The sequence below is a fragment of the Pedobacter endophyticus genome, from assembly GCF_015679185.1.
Lineage (GTDB): Bacteria > Bacteroidota > Bacteroidia > Sphingobacteriales > Sphingobacteriaceae > Pedobacter > Pedobacter endophyticus.
This window is the reverse complement of sequence record NZ_CP064939.1, coordinates 1,374,229-1,390,464: the sequence shown is the minus strand read 5'-3', so window position 1 is coordinate 1,390,464 and position 16,236 is coordinate 1,374,229. Positions and strand designations below refer to the sequence as shown.

Genomic DNA, 16,236 nt, shown 5'->3' with positions numbered 1-16,236 from the left:
CGACTTCTGAGCAAAACCAGAGCGCATTTAATGTTAGATGTTGCTTTCTCATGCAGCCTGCAATTTTTATAGCACCATAATACCGTAGAAAGATCTCTGATTAAGATTTACGCTATCAACCGAACAACAGCTGATTGACTGGTTAATTAAAGGTACCTGATATGCTCCTTTTTCTTTCCCCAATTCAGTGCTTTTCTAAAAAAGTAAACCGCAAAAGTTAGTGCAAGCAGCGCAATAAGCATGAAACTCATCACTGACAGAAAATCAGTAGCTGATTTTACAAAGTGCTGCCAATCTAAACTTAAATTTAACAGGTGGGCGATGGTTAACGATACCAACAAAAGCAGTATCGACCAACAATAGAATAAAATCTTTTTAGCGTTCATAATATACTAAACGGGCGCAGCTTTGTATTCGCTACAATTTGGCCATGAAAGTAATTTCCGCTTTCATTATGCCAGCTTTGTGTCAATTCAAACAATTAAGCCCATAAAACAGTTAAACATTTACAACAAAATTTTGTATATTTGTTGTTCTGTTTTGTAATTGGTAGTTGCAAACTGAAAACTACAAACTGGGGCCGTTCTTGGATTTGACGGGGTGGCGAAGGTTATGTTAGCATGCAGTGCGTTGTACGGAGAGCACTTAAAGTGAACGTTCACATTTTAGTTGGCGAAAATACTTACGCCTTAGCTGCCTAGTTTAGAACTAGCTTAGCTTTTGTCCCTCTAACTGCTGCATTGTTGGGTTAGAATCTGGGGCATCGAAACAACAAAGCTGGCTTCAAGGAGGTGCGACTTGAAGTGAGACAAAGTACCTAAGGATATAAACAAGGTCGGTTTTCAGCCCGTTTATTTCTCGAAAATTAATTGAAAAATAAGCATGTAGAAGGTATAATTTATCTCACAACTGGACAAGGGTTCGACTCCCTTCGGCTCCACCGGAAAAAAAAGCAACCACCTGATGATCATTTAATCAGGTGGTTGCTTTTTTAAAAAGATGCCTGTTGTTTTGCGCAGGACTTCTATAAATTCAATTCTTGAAGCATTGAATTTCTATTGATGTTTTTTAGAAAAAAAATGTACATTTAGTCTATGTCAGAAAAAGAATTAAAGGAATTTTCAGTTGCTATTAAAAAATATACTGAAAAGCTCTCAAGAAACAAGAGTGCTTCTAAGGCTTTTCTGGTCAAAACTGGCATTATCACTGAAAAAGGCAATCTACGCGATCCGTATAAGCATTTATGTATTCCGCAAGAACAGGGCTAGTACTTGCATTTCATGGGTGTGATGAAAGTCTGACTTCCAATCTTCTTGCAGGAAAGTCTTCAGTACGTAATAGTAAAAATGATTATGATTGGCTTGGTCATGGTAGTTATTTTTGGGACAACAGTCCGAGCCGTGCCTTACAGATTGCAACCTTTTTAAGCACGCTTCCAAAAAACACAAAAAATCGTATGGCAAAACCTGCAGTAATTGGTGCCGTTATCAATTTAGGATTTTGTTTAGATTTGTTAGATTATCAAAATCTCATATTTCTCGATGAATCATACAAATTACTATCTGCTTCCTATTCAGCTCTTGGAATGGACCTACCAATAAATAAGCCCATTGGAGGAAACAAAGATTTAATTCTTAGAGAGCTTGATTGTGCAGTTATTGAAACGCTTCACCAGTTTAGAGATGAACAAAAAATGAGACCATTTGATTCGGTCCGCGGTGTTTTTTGGGAGGGCAAGGAACTATATCCCAATGCTGGATTTAGAGAAAAAGATCATATTCAAATCTGTATCAGAAATCCCAATTGTATAAAGGGGTATTTTTTACCACTAAAAGAAAACGGAAAATTTAGCCAGGTATAATTGATAATAGTTCGACCCCCTTCGGCTCCACCAAAAACAACAAAACCTGCAAATTTAATTTGCAGGCTTTGTTGTTATATAACAGTAATCGGCAATTAGCAATTAGAAATAGGCAATTAGCACTTATAAACGACTAATGAACCAATTCACCAATTAACTAGTTCTTCCAGGATATTGTTTCAAAGCAATTTCGAGGCAATCCATCGCTTTGTTCAGTTCTGACGTGTTTAGCACATAAGCCATACGCACTTCATTTTTTCCCGATCCGGGGGTAGAATAAAATCCGGTAGCCGGAGCCATCATTACGGTTTGGTTTTCGTGCGAAAAGTCTTCCAAAATCCACTGGCAAAATTTATCCGCATCATCAATCGGGAATTTGGCCACCACATAAAATGCACCGCCCGGGTTCGGACAAAAAACGCCTTCAATATTATTTAGTCTGCCAACCAAGGTATCTCTACGCAGCGTGTATTCTGTATTTACTTTTTCAAAATAGCTATCAGGTGTGTCTACGGCTGCGGCGCCGGCAATTTGTTCTACCATACCTGGGCTGAGCCTAGCCTGTGCAAACTTCAATCCCGAAGCGATTACTTGTTTGTTTTTGGTAATCAGGCATCCTAAACGGGCACCACATGCGCTGTACCGCTTAGAAACGGTATCCATAATCACTACATTTTCGTCCAGACCGTCGAGGTGCATTGGCGAAATAAATTCCCTGCCATCATAGCAAAACTCGCGGTAGGCCTCGTCAGAAAATAAAAACAGATCGTATTTTAAACATAAGGTTTTTAACGCCTCAAGCTCCTCTTTCGAGTATAAATAGCCCGTTGGATTATTCGGATTGCAGATAATTATTGCTTTCGTTTTTTCCGTAATCAGCTCTTCGAACGCTGCAATAGGAGGGAGGGCGAAGCCATTTTCGATATAAGATAAAATCGGTTTTACCACCACGTTGCTCATGCAGGCAAATCCATTGTAATTGGCGTAAAAAGGCTCAGGAATGATAATTTCGTCGCCCTCATTTACACAGGTTTGCATGGCAATGGTAATTGCCTCTGAACCGCCAACTGTAACCAATATGTTCTCCGGCGTAATGTTGTAACCCAGTTTGTTGTAATATTCTGTCAGTTTTAAACGGTAAGCTAATGTGCCCTCCGATGGCGTGTACGCCCAAACGTTAAAGTCGATATTTTTAATGGCATCCAACATCACATCCGGTGTTTCAATGTCGGGCTGCCCAATATTTAAGTGAAAAACTTTTTTTCCATCCTGTTTCGCTTTATCGGCAAAAGGAGTTAATTTTCTGATTGGCGATGCAGGCATCTGCAAACCTTTTTGTGAAATTTTTGGCATGGTGCAAAAATAAAAAAGTCCCGATGAAAATCGGGACTTTTTACATATTATCGTTTAAAAAATTACTTTGATGATGCTGTTACCGAGGTTACAGTTTCACCTTTAATGTAAAGCACCTTAATTGGTGTTTTTGCATTTGAAGTAACGGTAACCGCTTTGGCAAATGTAGCCGGACCAGCAGCAGCGTTAAATGTTACCGAGATTACACCTGTTTCACCTTTTTTAATCGGGGTGGAAGTGTACTTCGGAACTGTACAACCGCAACTTGCTTCAGCTTTGGTAATAATTAATGGCTCATCGCCAATGTTAGTGTATTTAAAATCGAATGTAACCGGTTTATTTAATACAATTTTACCAAAATCGTGAGTTTCAGCTTCAAATTTAAATTCTGCAGGTTTAGTCTGCGCATTTACCGCAACACTTAAACCCAATACAAAAGCGAATAATACTAAGATTTTTTTCATTTTTATGAGGTGTTATATTTCCTATAGTTATTAAAACAAATTTATTGTTTTATTTCTAAAACAAAAACTATTCCAACTATTTTTTACAATTCCATATATAATTTTACATTTCAACATAAAGGCAAACTTTTAATTTTCTATATATTTGCCAAAACCAATATTGATTACGATGCAGAATGAAAAACTGGTAACCAACGCTATCGATGCCTCTGAATTAAGCTTTAACGACTTCAAATCCATTGTTTTAAACGATTATAAGATTGCCTTCGAGAGCAGGCAGGCGAGTGTTTTAGGACGTAGAGAAGTACTTACGGGAAAGGCGAAATTCGGCATTTTTGGTGATGGAAAGGAAGTTCCGCAGGTAGCTATGGCCAAGGCTTTTAAAGCTGGAGATTGGCGTTCTGGCTACTATCGTGATCAAACTTTTGCCTTTGCGACCGGGATTTCGACCATTAAAGAATTTTTTGCCCAATTGTATGCAAATCCGACAGAGGGGGCCGACCCTTTTTCCGGAGGAAGGCAAATGAACTGCCATTTTGCAACTAAATCGGTTAATGAGGATGGAAGCTGGAACGATCTCACACAAATTAAAAACTGTTCGTCGGATATTTCGCCAACCGGGGGGCAAATGGCCCGTTTGGTTGGTCTGGCCTATGCATCTAAGCTGTACAGACAGAACAAGGAACTGGCCTATTTAAAGCATTTTTCTGTTGAGGGAAACGAGGTTGCCTTTGGTACTATTGGTAATGCCTCAACTTCAGAAGGCGTTTTTTTTGAAGCTATAAACGCGGCCGGAGTACTGCAAGTGCCCATGGCGATCTCAATTTGGGACGATGCCTACGGTATTTCTGTACCCGCAAAATATCAGACTACCAAGGAAGACATTTCGGAAGTGTTGAAGGGTTTTCAACGCGACACCAACAACGCCGGCTATGAAATTTACAAGGTGAAGGGCTGGGATTATCCTGCGCTTTGCGAGGTGTATGAAAAAGCAATCAACATCTGCCGCGAGGAACATGTTCCCGTTTTAATTCACGTAACCGAGCTTACACAACCTCAGGGCCACTCCACTTCGGGCTCACACGAGCGTTACAAATCCAAAGATCGATTAACCTGGGAAAATGAGCACGATTGTATCTTAAAGATGCGTGAATGGATGCTCGAATCGGCTATTGCTACCGAGGAAGAAATAGCCGAAGTAGAGAAAAAGGCCAAATTATTTGTTAGAAATGCGCAGAAAGAAGCGTGGAATGAGTTTTTGGACAGCATCAAACCTGAGCAAAAACAATTAGTTGATTTGATAGGTGCAATGACTGCACATCAGCCCGAGCTGGCAAAAATCGCCGCTAATTTAGCTGCCACCGCCGATGTACAGAGGAAAGATGTGATCGTTGCCGCACGAAAGGTTATACGCCTTTCTGCCAACCACCCGAGTGCTGAACGCAATAACCTGGTCGAATGGTATAAGAATCAGCAACAACTTAACGGCGAACGATACAATTCTAAGCTGCACACCAATGGAAACGAAAGCCCCGCTTCAATTCCGATTGTACCTGCCGCCTATAACAACCTTTCGAAAATGGTTGATGGCAGGGAAATATTAAACGCATGTTTTAACGAAAATTTCACCCGAGATCAACGTTTAGTAGCCTTTGGAGAAGATTTAGGCAATATTGGCGATGTTAATCAGGGTTTTGCCGGTTTACAGGCCAAGTTTGGTGAGCTCAGGATTACCGATACCGGTATTCGCGAAATGACTATCATGGGGCAGGGCATCGGCCTTGCGCTTCGAGGCTTAAAGCCAATTGCCGAAATACAATATCTCGATTACCTGATATTTGCACTTAACGTGTTGAGCGATGATCTGGCCTCACTTGCCTACCGCACAAAAGGAATACAAAAAGCACCTGTTATTGTCAGAACCCGCGGCCACCGCCTCGAAGGCATTTGGCATTCAGGATCGCCGATTTCTATGCTTTTGGGTTCTTTGCGGGGTTTGCACCTTTGTGTACCACGCAATATGACCCAGGCCGCCGGAATGTACAATACTTTGTTCAGGGCAGACGAGCCAGCGGTTGTTATCGAATGTTTAAACGGTTACCGCCTTAAGGAAAAATTACCAACTAACGTAGGCGAGTTTACCGTTCAACTGGGGCTTGCCGAAGTTTTAGAAGAAGGAACAGATATCACCGTAGTTTCGTATGGCTCTACGCTCAGGGTAGTGCAAGAAGCTGCAGAAGAACTGGCCATGATGGGCATTTCGGTGGAGATAATCGATCCGCAAACACTTCTACCCTTCGATACCACCATGGTTTGTGCTACATCGCTTGCCAAAACAAATAAATTGCTGGTTGTTGATGAAGACGTACCAGGAGGAGCCTCAGCTTATATTTTACAGCAAGTTTTAGAAGCACAAAAAGGATATTTTTACCTCGATGCGCAACCTAAAACGCTATCGGCCAAGGCGCACAGGCCCCCTTTCGGCTCTGATGGCGACTACTTTAGCAAGCCATCGGTTGATGATGTAATTGAGACCATCTATCAAATGATGCATGATGCCAATCCGTCGAAATATCCGGCTATATATTTAACATAGCAATTGGTATTTGGTATTTTAGTGTGATTTTTCCTACTATCGGCGTTGCGAGTTACGAAGCAATCTTACTAAACAGATTGCTCCATGCCTCGCAATGACGCGTTTATCTGCTTATAAGGGGTGTTTTATCCTCCTCGTCATTTAAACTTAGGCTTTTTCTGCTCAAAGAGAAATCTTTAATCAAAGCGTTGCTTGGCTCAAATTGATGCAAGTCGGCAAAAGATAGCTCAACCAATGAAGGATCGGCTTTGGATATGACGGGTTGTTTGGTTTTTTCGTCATTTCGAACTTGGGATTTTGACAGCAGGGCGTGTATTTTGCGCTTAAATACCCTTTGTTCAATTAATGTTAAAATGCGGTTTAATTGTCTCCGAAATTTATTTACATTTATACTTAGATCCCTATTGAAGTCGCTATGTATAAATTCACCATTACGAAAAAGTTAAACTTTTCGCAAAATCTGTATCCTCAGTTATGTATTCTTAGTGGCAAGCTTTGATATTTACCTTGAAAATGGGAAAACTTACTGCCAGAGTGAGACCAAAATTCAACTATGCGATTATTGTATGGAGCGGAATCGTATTTTCACTTTTTTTCCCTCAGTTAACATGCGGCCAGCATACCAACTTGCCTCAGCATAAGCTAGATAGTCTTTTAAAAGTAAACGACGATTATGTAAAACAGGATACGAATAAGGGCAATGTTTTAGGGGCAATTTACAGACAGTACATTCTATTGAAAAAGCCAGAAATGGCAGACTTCTACATCGAAAAATCTATTCAGCTGGGCAGAGATAAGAGCCTTAAAAGGTACAGCGGTTTGGCTTATTCCCGCCGCGGAAGGATGTACCATGCAAAGGCCGAGTACGCAAATGCAGAAGCAAATTACCTCAAAGCCATTTCGGAGTTTTCGGCCGTTGGCGATCTGAATAATGTTGCTGGCAACTACTTAAATTTAAGCGCCTTGTATGCAAGTATTCCTGATTACATCAAGTCGCTCGAAGTATCGCAAAAAGCCATAGCTATTTACGAAAAGATCGGAAACGAGACCGATTTGGCAAATTGTTACACCAATGTTTCTATTACTTATCGCAACCTTGGAAACCGCAGTCGGGCCTTGACTTACATGAAAAGGGCACTCGAAATTTTTACCAAAGATGAAGATAAACGCGGAATTGCGGTGGTTTGCGAGCTGATTGGTACCAATTATTTCGAAGCTACCACCAGGGAACTTATGGAAATGAACGTGTTGCCCGACCAGAAAATAAACCTGGCCTTAACTTATTACAACAAGGCGCTGACTTTGGTGGCCGATACCGACGACGAAATTGTAGCAGATATAAAAATAGATTTGGGAAACGTGTACGCAGCTGTCGGGAAATACGAGCTTGCGCTAAAAAGCTATCAAAGAGCCGTTGAGATTAATCGCGATAATCAAAACAAAGATGCTTACGGAACTAGTTTATATGCGCTGGGGAATTTTTACCAGAAGATAAACGATTTCTCGAACGCGATGACATTACTCAATCAAAGCCTGAAACTTGCCACAACTCATGGGTTTTTAGAACTCGAAAGAAATTCGGCGCTTGGCCTGAGTATTGTTTACGAAAAGCAAGGCGATTATAGCAATTCGCTAACCTTTTTTAAACATTATATTGCTGCACGAGACAAAATATTTAACCGTGAAAAGGAACGGGAGATAACAAGAACACAAATGCAGCTCGATTTTGATTTCAAGGAAAAGGATTACCTGTTGCATCAAAAAATTACAGAAGGAGAACTGCAACGGCAACAACAGGAACTGATTTTAAGGAAACAGCAGTTAACGTTGAGCGGCAAGGAAAAATTATTGGATCAGTTGACTTTTCAAAAAGCTAAGGCCGAATTCAGTCTCCAACGCAGTCTGCAGGCGAGTAAATATGCCTCGCAAAATTTTAAATCGCAAATAGCAGCTAACGAAAAAGACCGACGAATTACGCAGCAGGAGCAGCAGATTAAGTTTGATCAGCGGGTAAAAATATTTTTAACCGTTGCGGCTACGCTGATACTGATGATAGCCATTGTAATTTTTTATAATCAACGCAAAACAACGCGGTTAAACAAGATTATTAACCTGCAAAAACGCGAATTAGAGCAATTGAGCAGGGTTAAGGACAGGATTTTTAGTGTGGTAAGCCACGATATGCGTACTCCCGTAAATTCGTTGATTTCGTTTATTCAACTTTTGGAGGGAGGCAAAATTGAGCAGGAAAAACTCACGAAGTATGCGGCTTCGCTGAAAAACAACCTGACGCACACTTCAACAATGATGGAGAACCTATTAACCTGGGCAGCGAGCCAGATGCAGGGCTTTAATCCGTATTTAGAGCTAATTGATGTTTGCGAGCTCGTTACCGATGTAATTGCTTCGGTAAGCGATTTAGCTGAACAAAAACAAATTCTAATTAAAAACCAGGTGAGTGAGGGAACTTTATGTAAGGCCGATCGGAACATGTTGATGTTGGCCATACGGAACCTCATTAACAATTCCATTAAGTTCACGCCATCGGGTGGAACTATACACATCAGCTCCAAAGGCATAGATAATGTGCTGGAAATAAAAATTTCGGACACGGGAATTGGCTTAACCGAAGATCAGGTGAATCATTTTAACAAGCCGGGATACAGCGGGGCAGGGGTAAGTTCGCCAGGCACCAATAAAGAAAAAGGAACCGGGCTTGGTTTACTCCTTTGCAGAACTTTTATAGAATTAATGGATGGCGAAATTACCGCACACTTAAACAATGATACAGGCAGCCATTTTAAAATTCTGTTGAAGAAATAGCCGTTTGATGGGAATGGTAATAATAGCACCGGTTTTGGCGTGCTGCGTTTCATAGCTTGGAGACCCTTCCCCCAAGTATCCTATCGTGTGGACACATCTTTGAAACATCGTCTTACGAGCTGAAGTAATCAAAATAACAACATATTTTAGGGCGTTTTCTAAGAACGGTCGTCATCCTCAGCTTGACTGGGGATCCTAATGCGCAAAAAAAATGGGTGCCGAGCATTAAGATTCCCGCCTGCGCGGGAATGACGGCGCAAAAAAAGAAATGTGTCCACACGATAGGAAGTATCGGGACATGCGCTGCGCTCAGGATGCAGCAATGAGAACTGCCTTCCAACTCCTCTATATTTTATAAAAAGTGACCTCTGAGGATGAAGACTTTTTATTTAATAAACCTCGAAAGAATCTTTTTATCAATCGTTTTTTCTAAAAGCTCCTGTCTGTTGGCTGCGCTAATTGGAACAATAAAATCGTTAACCAGGTGCACTTCGTGGTTGGTAAGGGTAACAATATGGTTATTGTTAATGATGTATTGCTTATGTACGCGAGAAAACAACAATTCGGGCAGTTGTTTCTCCAAATTCTTTAAACTCACTAAAATAATGTGCTTATCGCTATTGGTAAAAATCTTCGAAAAATCGCCCATGCTTTCGATATAAATCACATCGTCATATCGCAGCTTACTGATGCCTTTTGTTTCTCTAAAATAGAAAAAATCGCTATCCGGTTCCTTTGCAATAGGCTTTTCTTCAATAGGTTCCTTAGCAATTCCCTTTTTTAACTCAATATACTCAATCGCTTTATTTACCGCTTTCAATATTCTTTTGAAACTTGCTGGCTTCACAATAAAATCGATTGCATCGAGATTGAAACTCTCTGCGGCATATTCGCTAAAGGAGGTAATAAACACAAATTGCGGATGATTTTTAAGCGTTTTTAAAAGCTCCATTCCAGAAAGATCTGGCATGTCAATATCAGAAAATACTATGTCGATAGGTGTATTTGATAAAATCTGAGAAGCCTCGACACCATTTGAGCAGATGGCAACAATGTTTAATGATGGAATTTTCTTGAGATGCATTTCAACCACGTCTCTTTCAATCTCGTTATCATCAACGATCAGGCAACTGTATATCATTTAGGGCTAGAATTATTTAGATTAGAACACCAAAACATCAATTAAGTTTCAAATTTAAAGCAAATTGTTCACTTAAACGCATCGAATGTAGCCCACTCAAGAGTGCGTGTGTATAATTTGTTTTATCTGTGCTTCTTTTTGCCGGTATATAGTTGTTCGCCTGCTTTAATCGCTAATGGCAGATCGTTTTCTTCGGGCGGAACGGGGCAGCGGTAACCATCGCTGTAAGCACAATAAGGATTGTATGCCTTGTTAAAATCTATTCCAATCTTATTGTTTACAATTTCTTTGGTACTCAAGTCTATATACCTTCCACCACCGTAAGTTTCCTTCGTGTTAGTTTCATCGGTGAACGGCAAAAATAAATGGTCTTTATAATCTGGATTTGATGAGAGCGAAACGCTTTTATATAGCGTTAGTTTCTGCTTTTGGCCTTTTAGGTTGAAAGTTACAAAAGCATATCGCAAATAATCGCTGCTCGCCCCAGAGAAAGTGGGCATTTTGAAAATCTTTTGGTTAGTTAATGGCTCAACATCTGCAAGCACATTGTAAGTGCTGTCAGCATCGTAAAAATGAAGGTTCTGCAGGTCGCCTTTCTTCAATGGCGAATTTTTTTCTTTTAAAAAATCTTCTTTATAATTTTCCCGGTGCTTGGCAATCTGCTCAGAATAAGATTGAGCAAAAGTGTTTAAACTGATAAAAAGAAGCAAAACGGATAAGATTTTCATGTTTTTTACAACTGATAAATTGAGTACTATTTGATGAACATCAAGAACAACCGTCATCCGGTGATTAAACCACGCTTGCTCTGTTTCTTAACAGCTGATCGGCTATAACCAATGCGGCCATTGCCTCTACAATTACGACTGCTCTGGGCACTACACACGGATCGTGCCTGCCTTTTCCCTTAATTTCGGCGGCGTCACCAGCAGCGTTTATGGTTTGTTGGTTGTGCATAATGGTTGCCACAGGTTTAAAGGCCACTTTAAAGGTGATATCCATCCCATTAGAAATTCCACCTAAAATGCCGCCAGCGAAGTTTGTAGTGGTTTTAAAAACCTTCGAATCTGAGGCTTTCGGCTGCGGAATGTCGTTATGTTGTGAACCCCTCAGTTCGCTGCCTGCAAAGCCAGAACCATACTCGAAACCATGAACAGCATTGATGCTTAGCATGGCCTTGCCCAGATCGGCGTGTAATTTATCAAAAACAGGTTCGCCTAATCCGGCCGGACAGCCTTTAATTACGCAGCCGATTTTACCACCAACCGTATCGCCATCTTTCCGAACGGAATCAATAAATTCAATCATTTCATGTGCGGTTGCCGGATCGGCGCAGCGCACAATATTTTCTTCTCTAATGTTAAGCAATGCGGCTAAATCGTTGCTTTCCAGGTTGGGCGCTTCGATGGTTCCAACTGCTGTAACGTGGGCAAAAACCTCAATACCTTGTTGTTTCAATAGTAATTTGGCAATGGCGCCGGCAGCAACGCGGGCTGCAGTCTCCCGGGCCGACGAACGGCCGCCACCGCGATGGTCGCGGATGCCATATTTTGCATCGTAAACATAATCGGCATGGCTGGGTCGGTAAACGTCAACATTATGGCCGTAATCTTTGGAACGCTGATCTTCATTCGGAATTAACAGTGCAATGGGTGTTCCTGTGCTTTTTCCCTCAAAAACGCCCGACAAAACCTGTACGGTATCGCTTTCTTTTCTTTGGGTTGTAATTTTCGACTGACCCGGTTTTCTTTTGTCCAATTCCGACTGAATGAAATCCATGTCGATATCCAGTTGTGCCGGGCAACCATCAATAATCACCCCAATGGCTACGCCATGAGATTCGCCAAAGGTGGTAATGCGAAATAGTTGTCCGAATGAGTTGCCTGCCATGTTTATTTTAGATTGATGATTTTAGATTTACGATTTGAGAGCTTCCCTCCAAATGTCAAATCTAGTTTGGTTAAGTTGTTTTTAAATTGATTTAAGCTATCGGTTTGAGATTTTTCAATCAAACTGCAAACGGGTCGGGTTAGGATTATTTATATCATTATTTAATTCAGTGTTAGGAAATATGGTTGCATGGAAATTATTCTTTTGCTTTTTATTTTCATATCTCGCGTCTCACATCTCCTGTTTCAGATCTCTTTCACTTCAAACCCCGCCTTTTTCAAATCCTCCCAAAAATAAGGATAAGATTTTTCTACTACCTGCATTTCTTCAATTTCCACCTCGTTTATTAACAAGGCCAGCGGAGCAAAGGCCATTGCCATTCGGTGATCTTCGTAGGTGGCAATAGTAATTTTATCAGGAAAATGCAGTCCATCGGTGTTCAATGTATAAACCAGATTATCTTCGGTTAACGTAACGCCAATTTTTGCAAGTTCGTTTTGTAAGGCTGCAATACGGTTGGTTTCTTTAATTTTTAAGGTTTCAAGACCTGTAAATGCCATGTTTTTGCCCAATGCAGCCGCAACCACAATAATTGTTTGCGCCAAGTCTGGGCAGGTTTTAAGATCAAGGATTTGGTCTGTATCAAGCGATACGCCCAAATTGCTGATAGCAATGCCTTTCTCAGTTTTTTCGGTCGATATTCCAAAAATCCGCATGATATTTTGAATTTTGCTATCCCCTTGAAGGCTCTTTTCTTTAAGGGCTGGCAAACTGATTTCAGCTTCATGAGCTAATGCCGCTATGCTGTACCAATACGATGCTGCGCTCCAATCGGGCTCAACCACCAATGTTGAAGACTTAAAAGGCTGTGCGCTAATCGAAATTGAGTTGCCGTTCCACAAATGTTTAATACCCGCCTCGGCAAGCATATCCAACGTCATATCTACATATGGTTTAGAAGTGAGTTCGCCATCAATCTCGAGGGTTAATCCATCTGGCAGGGTAGGGGCAATCATCAGCAATGCCGAAATATACTGACTGCTTACATCACCCTTGATTTTTACTTTGGAGGTCTTTTGGTTCAAGGGCCCAACAATGTTGAGCGGAGGGAAGCCATCATTTTCAGCGTAAGAGATATTGGCGCCAATGGTTTTTAAAGCCTCAGCCAGAATACCAATTGGGCGCTGTTTCATCCGCTCGGTTCCGGTTAGCAGGAAATTGCCATTTTTTGCAGATAAATAGGCAGAAAGAAAGCGCATAGCCGTTCCCGCAGGGCCAACATCTACGAGTGTTGAGTTTGGAGCTTTTAGTGTAGCGCTTTCTCCCAACTCCGAACTCTCAACTCCCAACTTTTTGAGTATTCCATCTAATGTAACCGTATCGGCGGCATTTGATAAATTTTCCACTTTAACGAGTTTATCGCTCAATGCGCTAATAATCAAAGCTCTATTGCATTCGCTTTTCGAGCCTGTCAGTTGTATTTCCGTATTAATATTCTTGGTTCCCTTAAAGGAAACTAAGGCATTTTTTGACATATAAGTCTCTCCCTAAAGCCCCAGCCAACCCTCCCCAAAAAGGAGAGGGCTGAGCAATGAGCCTGTGCTGTTAAATAATAAGCCTCAGCCAATCTTCGCGAAAGGCGAGGGCTTACCGGCTTGCAATAATGTACTGCTTAACCTTGTTACTTTCTGTTTGCTTTTATCGCTTTCTGCTTTGTTTCTAAACCACCCCGCCCTTCTCCAAGGGAGTTCCTTTGGAGAAGGGCACCCCTCAAGAGGGGAATTGTATGGCGCTTTAGTCGTTGAGCTTTGAGCTTTGAGCTTTCAGCTTTAAGCTTCGTTTCGAGACCACCCCGCCCTTTGGGCACCCCTCGAGAGGGGAATTGTATGGCGCTTTAGTCGTTGAGCTTTCAGCTTTCAGCTTTGAGCTTTCTGCTTTGAGCTTATTTCACAACTTCAGTATGTTGTTCTGCTGCAATGCCTTTCTCAGTTTTGCCTGCATTCATTATTTCAGTTTGCTTACGGATAGATTCGCCGTGCATCAATTCTAAGAATTTCTCGGTGAAATTGGTATCTAATTTTAAGGCTTTAGCAAAAGCGTGGCCTTTTTTAATGATCTCATCCCAACGGTTTACCTGCAAAATGGTTACCTGGTTATCGCGTTTGTACTCGCCGATTTTTTCCACGATCGACATACGCTCACCTAGTTTTTGCAAAAGAATATCATCAATTTTATCAATTGATTTACGTAAATCAGCTAATTTATCAGCGAACGCTTCGTTTGGTGCTTCCGGCTCACGAACGGTTAAGCGGTCAACTAATTCGGCTAAAGCGGCTGGTGTAACTTGTTGTTTAGCATCAGTCCAGGCAACCGAAGGATCAAGGTGAGACTCGATCATTAAGCCTTGCATATCTAAATCTAATGCTTTTTGAGCAATGTATGGGATCAACTCACGGTTACCACAAATGTGACTTGGATCGTTAATGATTGGTAAATCAGGGCAAAGTGTTTTCAATTGAATAGCAAGTTTCCACATTGGTTCGTTACGGAAAGAGCTTTTCTCGAATGAAGAGAAACCACGGTGAATTGCACCAATTTTGGTAATGCCAGCACCGTTAATGCGTTCAATTGCTCCAATCCACAACTGTAAATCGGGGTTAACCGGGTTTTTGATTAATACCGGAACATCGTGTCCTTTTAAGGCGTCGGCAATTTCCTGAACGGTGAAAGGGTTTACTGTAGAACGTGCGCCAATCCATAAAATATCTACTCCTGCTGCTAAAGCTTCTTCAACGTGTTTTGCATTTGCAACTTCAACCGCAGTTGGTAAGCCGGTTTCTTCTTTTGCACGCTTCAACCATTCTAAACCAATGCTTCCGATACCTTCAAATTCTCCCGGACGGGTGCGTGGCTTCCAAATTCCGGCTCTTAAAACCGATACTTTGCCTGTTGCAGCCAATAAATGAGCTGTTGTTAATAATTGCTCTTCAGTTTCTGCGCTACATGGGCCTGAAATCAATAAAGGTTCGTTGTTGGTGTTTAACCAAGTGTTTAATGGCTGAATGTTTAAATTAAGTTTCATTATGATATCTTTTGAATGTTATATTGATTAATTGTTTGATTGTTTTGCTAAGGTTTTATACGCTGTACTCTTTTTTTTAAAACTTCGGACTTCTGATTCCCGACTCCGGACTTCGGACTCAATTACACTTTATCGTTCTTTTGATACTCGCCAAGGATATTGAAGTTTGATGTGTATTTTAGTGCCTTTCTGATCGCCTTATCGTACTTTTCGGTACTTGGCCACTCTAAATCGACATAAAAGTAATATTCGTTTCGTTTTCCAAGTACAGGCATCGATTGTATTTTTGTTAAGCTTACGTCTTGTTCAGCAAATACATTCAGTACGGTTGCCAGCGAACCTGCTTTGTGGCCAACCTGAAAACAGATTGATGCTTTATTTATCTTTTTACCTTCGTCTGTTTTGTCTTTTTTAAGGATAAGAAAGCGAGTGTAATTTTTTTTGTTCGACTCTACACGACGCTCCAGAATGTTCAATCCGTAAAGTTCAGCTGCTAAGGTGTTTGCGATCGCCATTGTATCAGTCAGTTTTTCATCCTGAATGCGTTTAGCGCAGGCTGCTGTGTCATTACTTTCAACAATTTTGATGTGGGGATAATCGTAGAAAAAATCGATGCACTGGCGAATGGCGATTGGGTGCGAGGTTACGGTTTTAATATCGTTAAACTTCACTCCTGGCAAGGCCATTAAATGTAGCTGGATAGCCAGGTAAACTTCGCCAACTACCGAAAAGCCATAGTCGCGTATTAATGTGTAATTGGGTAGTAAGCTTCCGGCGATAGAATTTTCGATGGCCATTACCACAAAATCTGCCTCGTTTTTCTCTAGCCTGTCGCAAGTTTCTTTAAAAGAATTGCACTCAATTGTTTCAATGCTTCTACCAAAGAATTTATAGGCGGCCTCTTCATGAAAAGATGCTTTTATACCTTGAATTGCTACTCGTTTCGTCGTTTCCATTTTTGCGTTAAACAAAAAAGTCCCGGCTTTTCGCCCGGGACTTTCCTATACATTTTTAATATTTTTATCT

The 16,236-nt window shown here is 41.1% G+C and carries 13 protein-coding genes and 1 other RNA gene; 5 read left to right on the top strand and 9 right to left on the bottom strand.

The window, feature by feature from the left end; genetic code table 11:
• Positions 1 to 146: 146 nt before the first annotated feature.
• Entirely contained in the window at positions 147 to 386 is a 240-nt protein-coding gene (locus tag IZT61_RS05575; protein WP_196100193.1) for a hypothetical protein, read from the bottom strand.
• Between the two features lie 190 nt (positions 387 to 576).
• On the opposite strand from IZT61_RS05575, the gene ssrA reads away from it, so the two are divergent.
• From ssrA to IZT61_RS05560, 3 genes are all read left to right on the top strand, one after another.
• Positions 577 to 943: a transfer-messenger RNA gene (ssrA, locus tag IZT61_RS05570) on the top strand.
• A 151-nt stretch (positions 944 to 1,094) separates the two neighbouring features.
• Positions 1,095 to 1,268 (top strand): hypothetical protein, encoded by a 174-nt coding sequence (locus tag IZT61_RS05565; protein ID WP_196100192.1) that lies wholly within the window; start codon positions 1,095 to 1,097, stop codon positions 1,266 to 1,268.
• Positions 1,244 to 1,861 (top strand): hypothetical protein, encoded by a 618-nt coding sequence (locus tag IZT61_RS05560; protein WP_196100191.1) that lies wholly within the window; start codon positions 1,244 to 1,246, stop codon positions 1,859 to 1,861. The genes IZT61_RS05565 and IZT61_RS05560 overlap by 25 nt, the downstream gene beginning before the upstream one ends.
• 153 nt (positions 1,862 to 2,014) lie before the next feature.
• On the opposite strand, the gene IZT61_RS05555 is transcribed toward IZT61_RS05560, so the two are convergent.
• Positions 2,015 to 3,214 carry a pyridoxal phosphate-dependent aminotransferase gene (locus IZT61_RS05555; RefSeq protein WP_196100190.1) on the bottom strand — a complete coding sequence of 400 codons (1,200 nt, stop codon included), beginning with the start codon at positions 3,212 to 3,214 and terminating at the stop codon, positions 2,015 to 2,017.
• Positions 3,215 to 3,276: 62 nt separating this feature from the next.
• Positions 3,277 to 3,678, bottom strand: coding sequence for a DUF1573 domain-containing protein (locus IZT61_RS05550; RefSeq protein WP_196100189.1), 402 nt, complete (start codon positions 3,676 to 3,678; stop codon positions 3,277 to 3,279).
• A 169-nt stretch (positions 3,679 to 3,847) separates the two neighbouring features.
• On the opposite strand from IZT61_RS05550, the gene IZT61_RS05545 reads away from it, so the two are divergent.
• Positions 3,848 to 6,274: an alpha-ketoacid dehydrogenase subunit alpha/beta gene (locus IZT61_RS05545; protein WP_196100188.1), complete on the top strand. Its 2,427-nt coding sequence runs from the start codon at positions 3,848 to 3,850 to the stop codon at positions 6,272 to 6,274.
• 513 nt (positions 6,275 to 6,787) lie between these two features.
• A complete protein-coding gene (locus tag IZT61_RS05540; protein ID WP_196100187.1) occupies positions 6,788 to 9,097 on the top strand; it encodes a tetratricopeptide repeat-containing sensor histidine kinase in 2,310 nt (769 codons plus the stop codon).
• A gap of 385 nt (positions 9,098 to 9,482) precedes the next feature.
• Here the strand turns inward: IZT61_RS05540 and IZT61_RS05535 are convergent, their stop codons facing one another.
• The 6 genes from IZT61_RS05535 to IZT61_RS05510 form a co-directional block, all read right to left on the bottom strand.
• Positions 9,483 to 10,238 (bottom strand): LytR/AlgR family response regulator transcription factor, encoded by a 756-nt coding sequence (locus IZT61_RS05535; protein WP_196100186.1) that lies wholly within the window; start codon positions 10,236 to 10,238, stop codon positions 9,483 to 9,485.
• Between the two features lie 122 nt (positions 10,239 to 10,360).
• Positions 10,361 to 10,966: a DUF1684 domain-containing protein gene (locus tag IZT61_RS05530; protein ID WP_196100185.1), complete on the bottom strand. Its 606-nt coding sequence runs from the start codon at positions 10,964 to 10,966 to the stop codon at positions 10,361 to 10,363.
• 64 nt (positions 10,967 to 11,030) lie between these two features.
• On the bottom strand, positions 11,031 to 12,128 hold the full coding sequence (gene aroC / locus IZT61_RS05525; protein ID WP_196100184.1) for a chorismate synthase: 1,098 nt from the start codon (positions 12,126 to 12,128) through the stop codon (positions 11,031 to 11,033).
• Positions 12,129 to 12,373: 245 nt separating this feature from the next.
• Entirely contained in the window at positions 12,374 to 13,663 is a 1,290-nt protein-coding gene (aroA, locus tag IZT61_RS05520; RefSeq protein ID WP_196100183.1) for a 3-phosphoshikimate 1-carboxyvinyltransferase, read from the bottom strand.
• A gap of 407 nt (positions 13,664 to 14,070) precedes the next feature.
• A complete protein-coding gene (locus tag IZT61_RS05515) occupies positions 14,071 to 15,210 on the bottom strand; it encodes a chorismate mutase (protein WP_196100182.1) in 1,140 nt (379 codons plus the stop codon).
• 122 nt (positions 15,211 to 15,332) lie between these two features.
• Positions 15,333 to 16,166: a prephenate dehydratase gene (locus IZT61_RS05510; RefSeq protein WP_196100181.1), complete on the bottom strand. Its 834-nt coding sequence runs from the start codon at positions 16,164 to 16,166 to the stop codon at positions 15,333 to 15,335.
• Between the last annotated feature and the right edge of the window lie 70 nt (positions 16,167 to 16,236).

Bases quoted from the DNA above. Each gene is read 5' to 3' on its own strand.
- IZT61_RS05575 (WP_196100193.1), bottom strand. From the start codon at position 386: ATGAACGCTAAAAAGATTTTATTCTATTGTTGGTCGATACTGCTTTTG.
- IZT61_RS05565 (WP_196100192.1), top strand. From the start codon at position 1,095: ATGTCAGAAAAAGAATTAAAGGAATTTTCAGTTGCTATTAAAAAATAT.
- IZT61_RS05560 (WP_196100191.1), top strand. From the start codon at position 1,244: ATGTATTCCGCAAGAACAGGGCTAGTACTTGCATTTCATGGGTGTGAT.
- IZT61_RS05555 (WP_196100190.1), bottom strand. From the start codon at position 3,214: ATGCCAAAAATTTCACAAAAAGGTTTGCAGATGCCTGCATCGCCAATC.
- IZT61_RS05550 (WP_196100189.1), bottom strand. From the start codon at position 3,678: ATGAAAAAAATCTTAGTATTATTCGCTTTTGTATTGGGTTTAAGTGTT.
- IZT61_RS05545 (WP_196100188.1), top strand. From the start codon at position 3,848: ATGCAGAATGAAAAACTGGTAACCAACGCTATCGATGCCTCTGAATTA.
- IZT61_RS05540 (WP_196100187.1), top strand. From the start codon at position 6,788: ATGGGAAAACTTACTGCCAGAGTGAGACCAAAATTCAACTATGCGATT.
- IZT61_RS05535 (WP_196100186.1), bottom strand. From the start codon at position 10,238: ATGATATACAGTTGCCTGATCGTTGATGATAACGAGATTGAAAGAGAC.
- IZT61_RS05530 (WP_196100185.1), bottom strand. From the start codon at position 10,966: ATGAAAATCTTATCCGTTTTGCTTCTTTTTATCAGTTTAAACACTTTT.
- aroC (WP_196100184.1), bottom strand. From the start codon at position 12,128: ATGGCAGGCAACTCATTCGGACAACTATTTCGCATTACCACCTTTGGC.
- aroA (WP_196100183.1), bottom strand. From the start codon at position 13,663: ATGTCAAAAAATGCCTTAGTTTCCTTTAAGGGAACCAAGAATATTAAT.
- IZT61_RS05515 (WP_196100182.1), bottom strand. From the start codon at position 15,210: ATGAAACTTAATTTAAACATTCAGCCATTAAACACTTGGTTAAACACC.
- IZT61_RS05510 (WP_196100181.1), bottom strand. From the start codon at position 16,166: ATGGAAACGACGAAACGAGTAGCAATTCAAGGTATAAAAGCATCTTTT.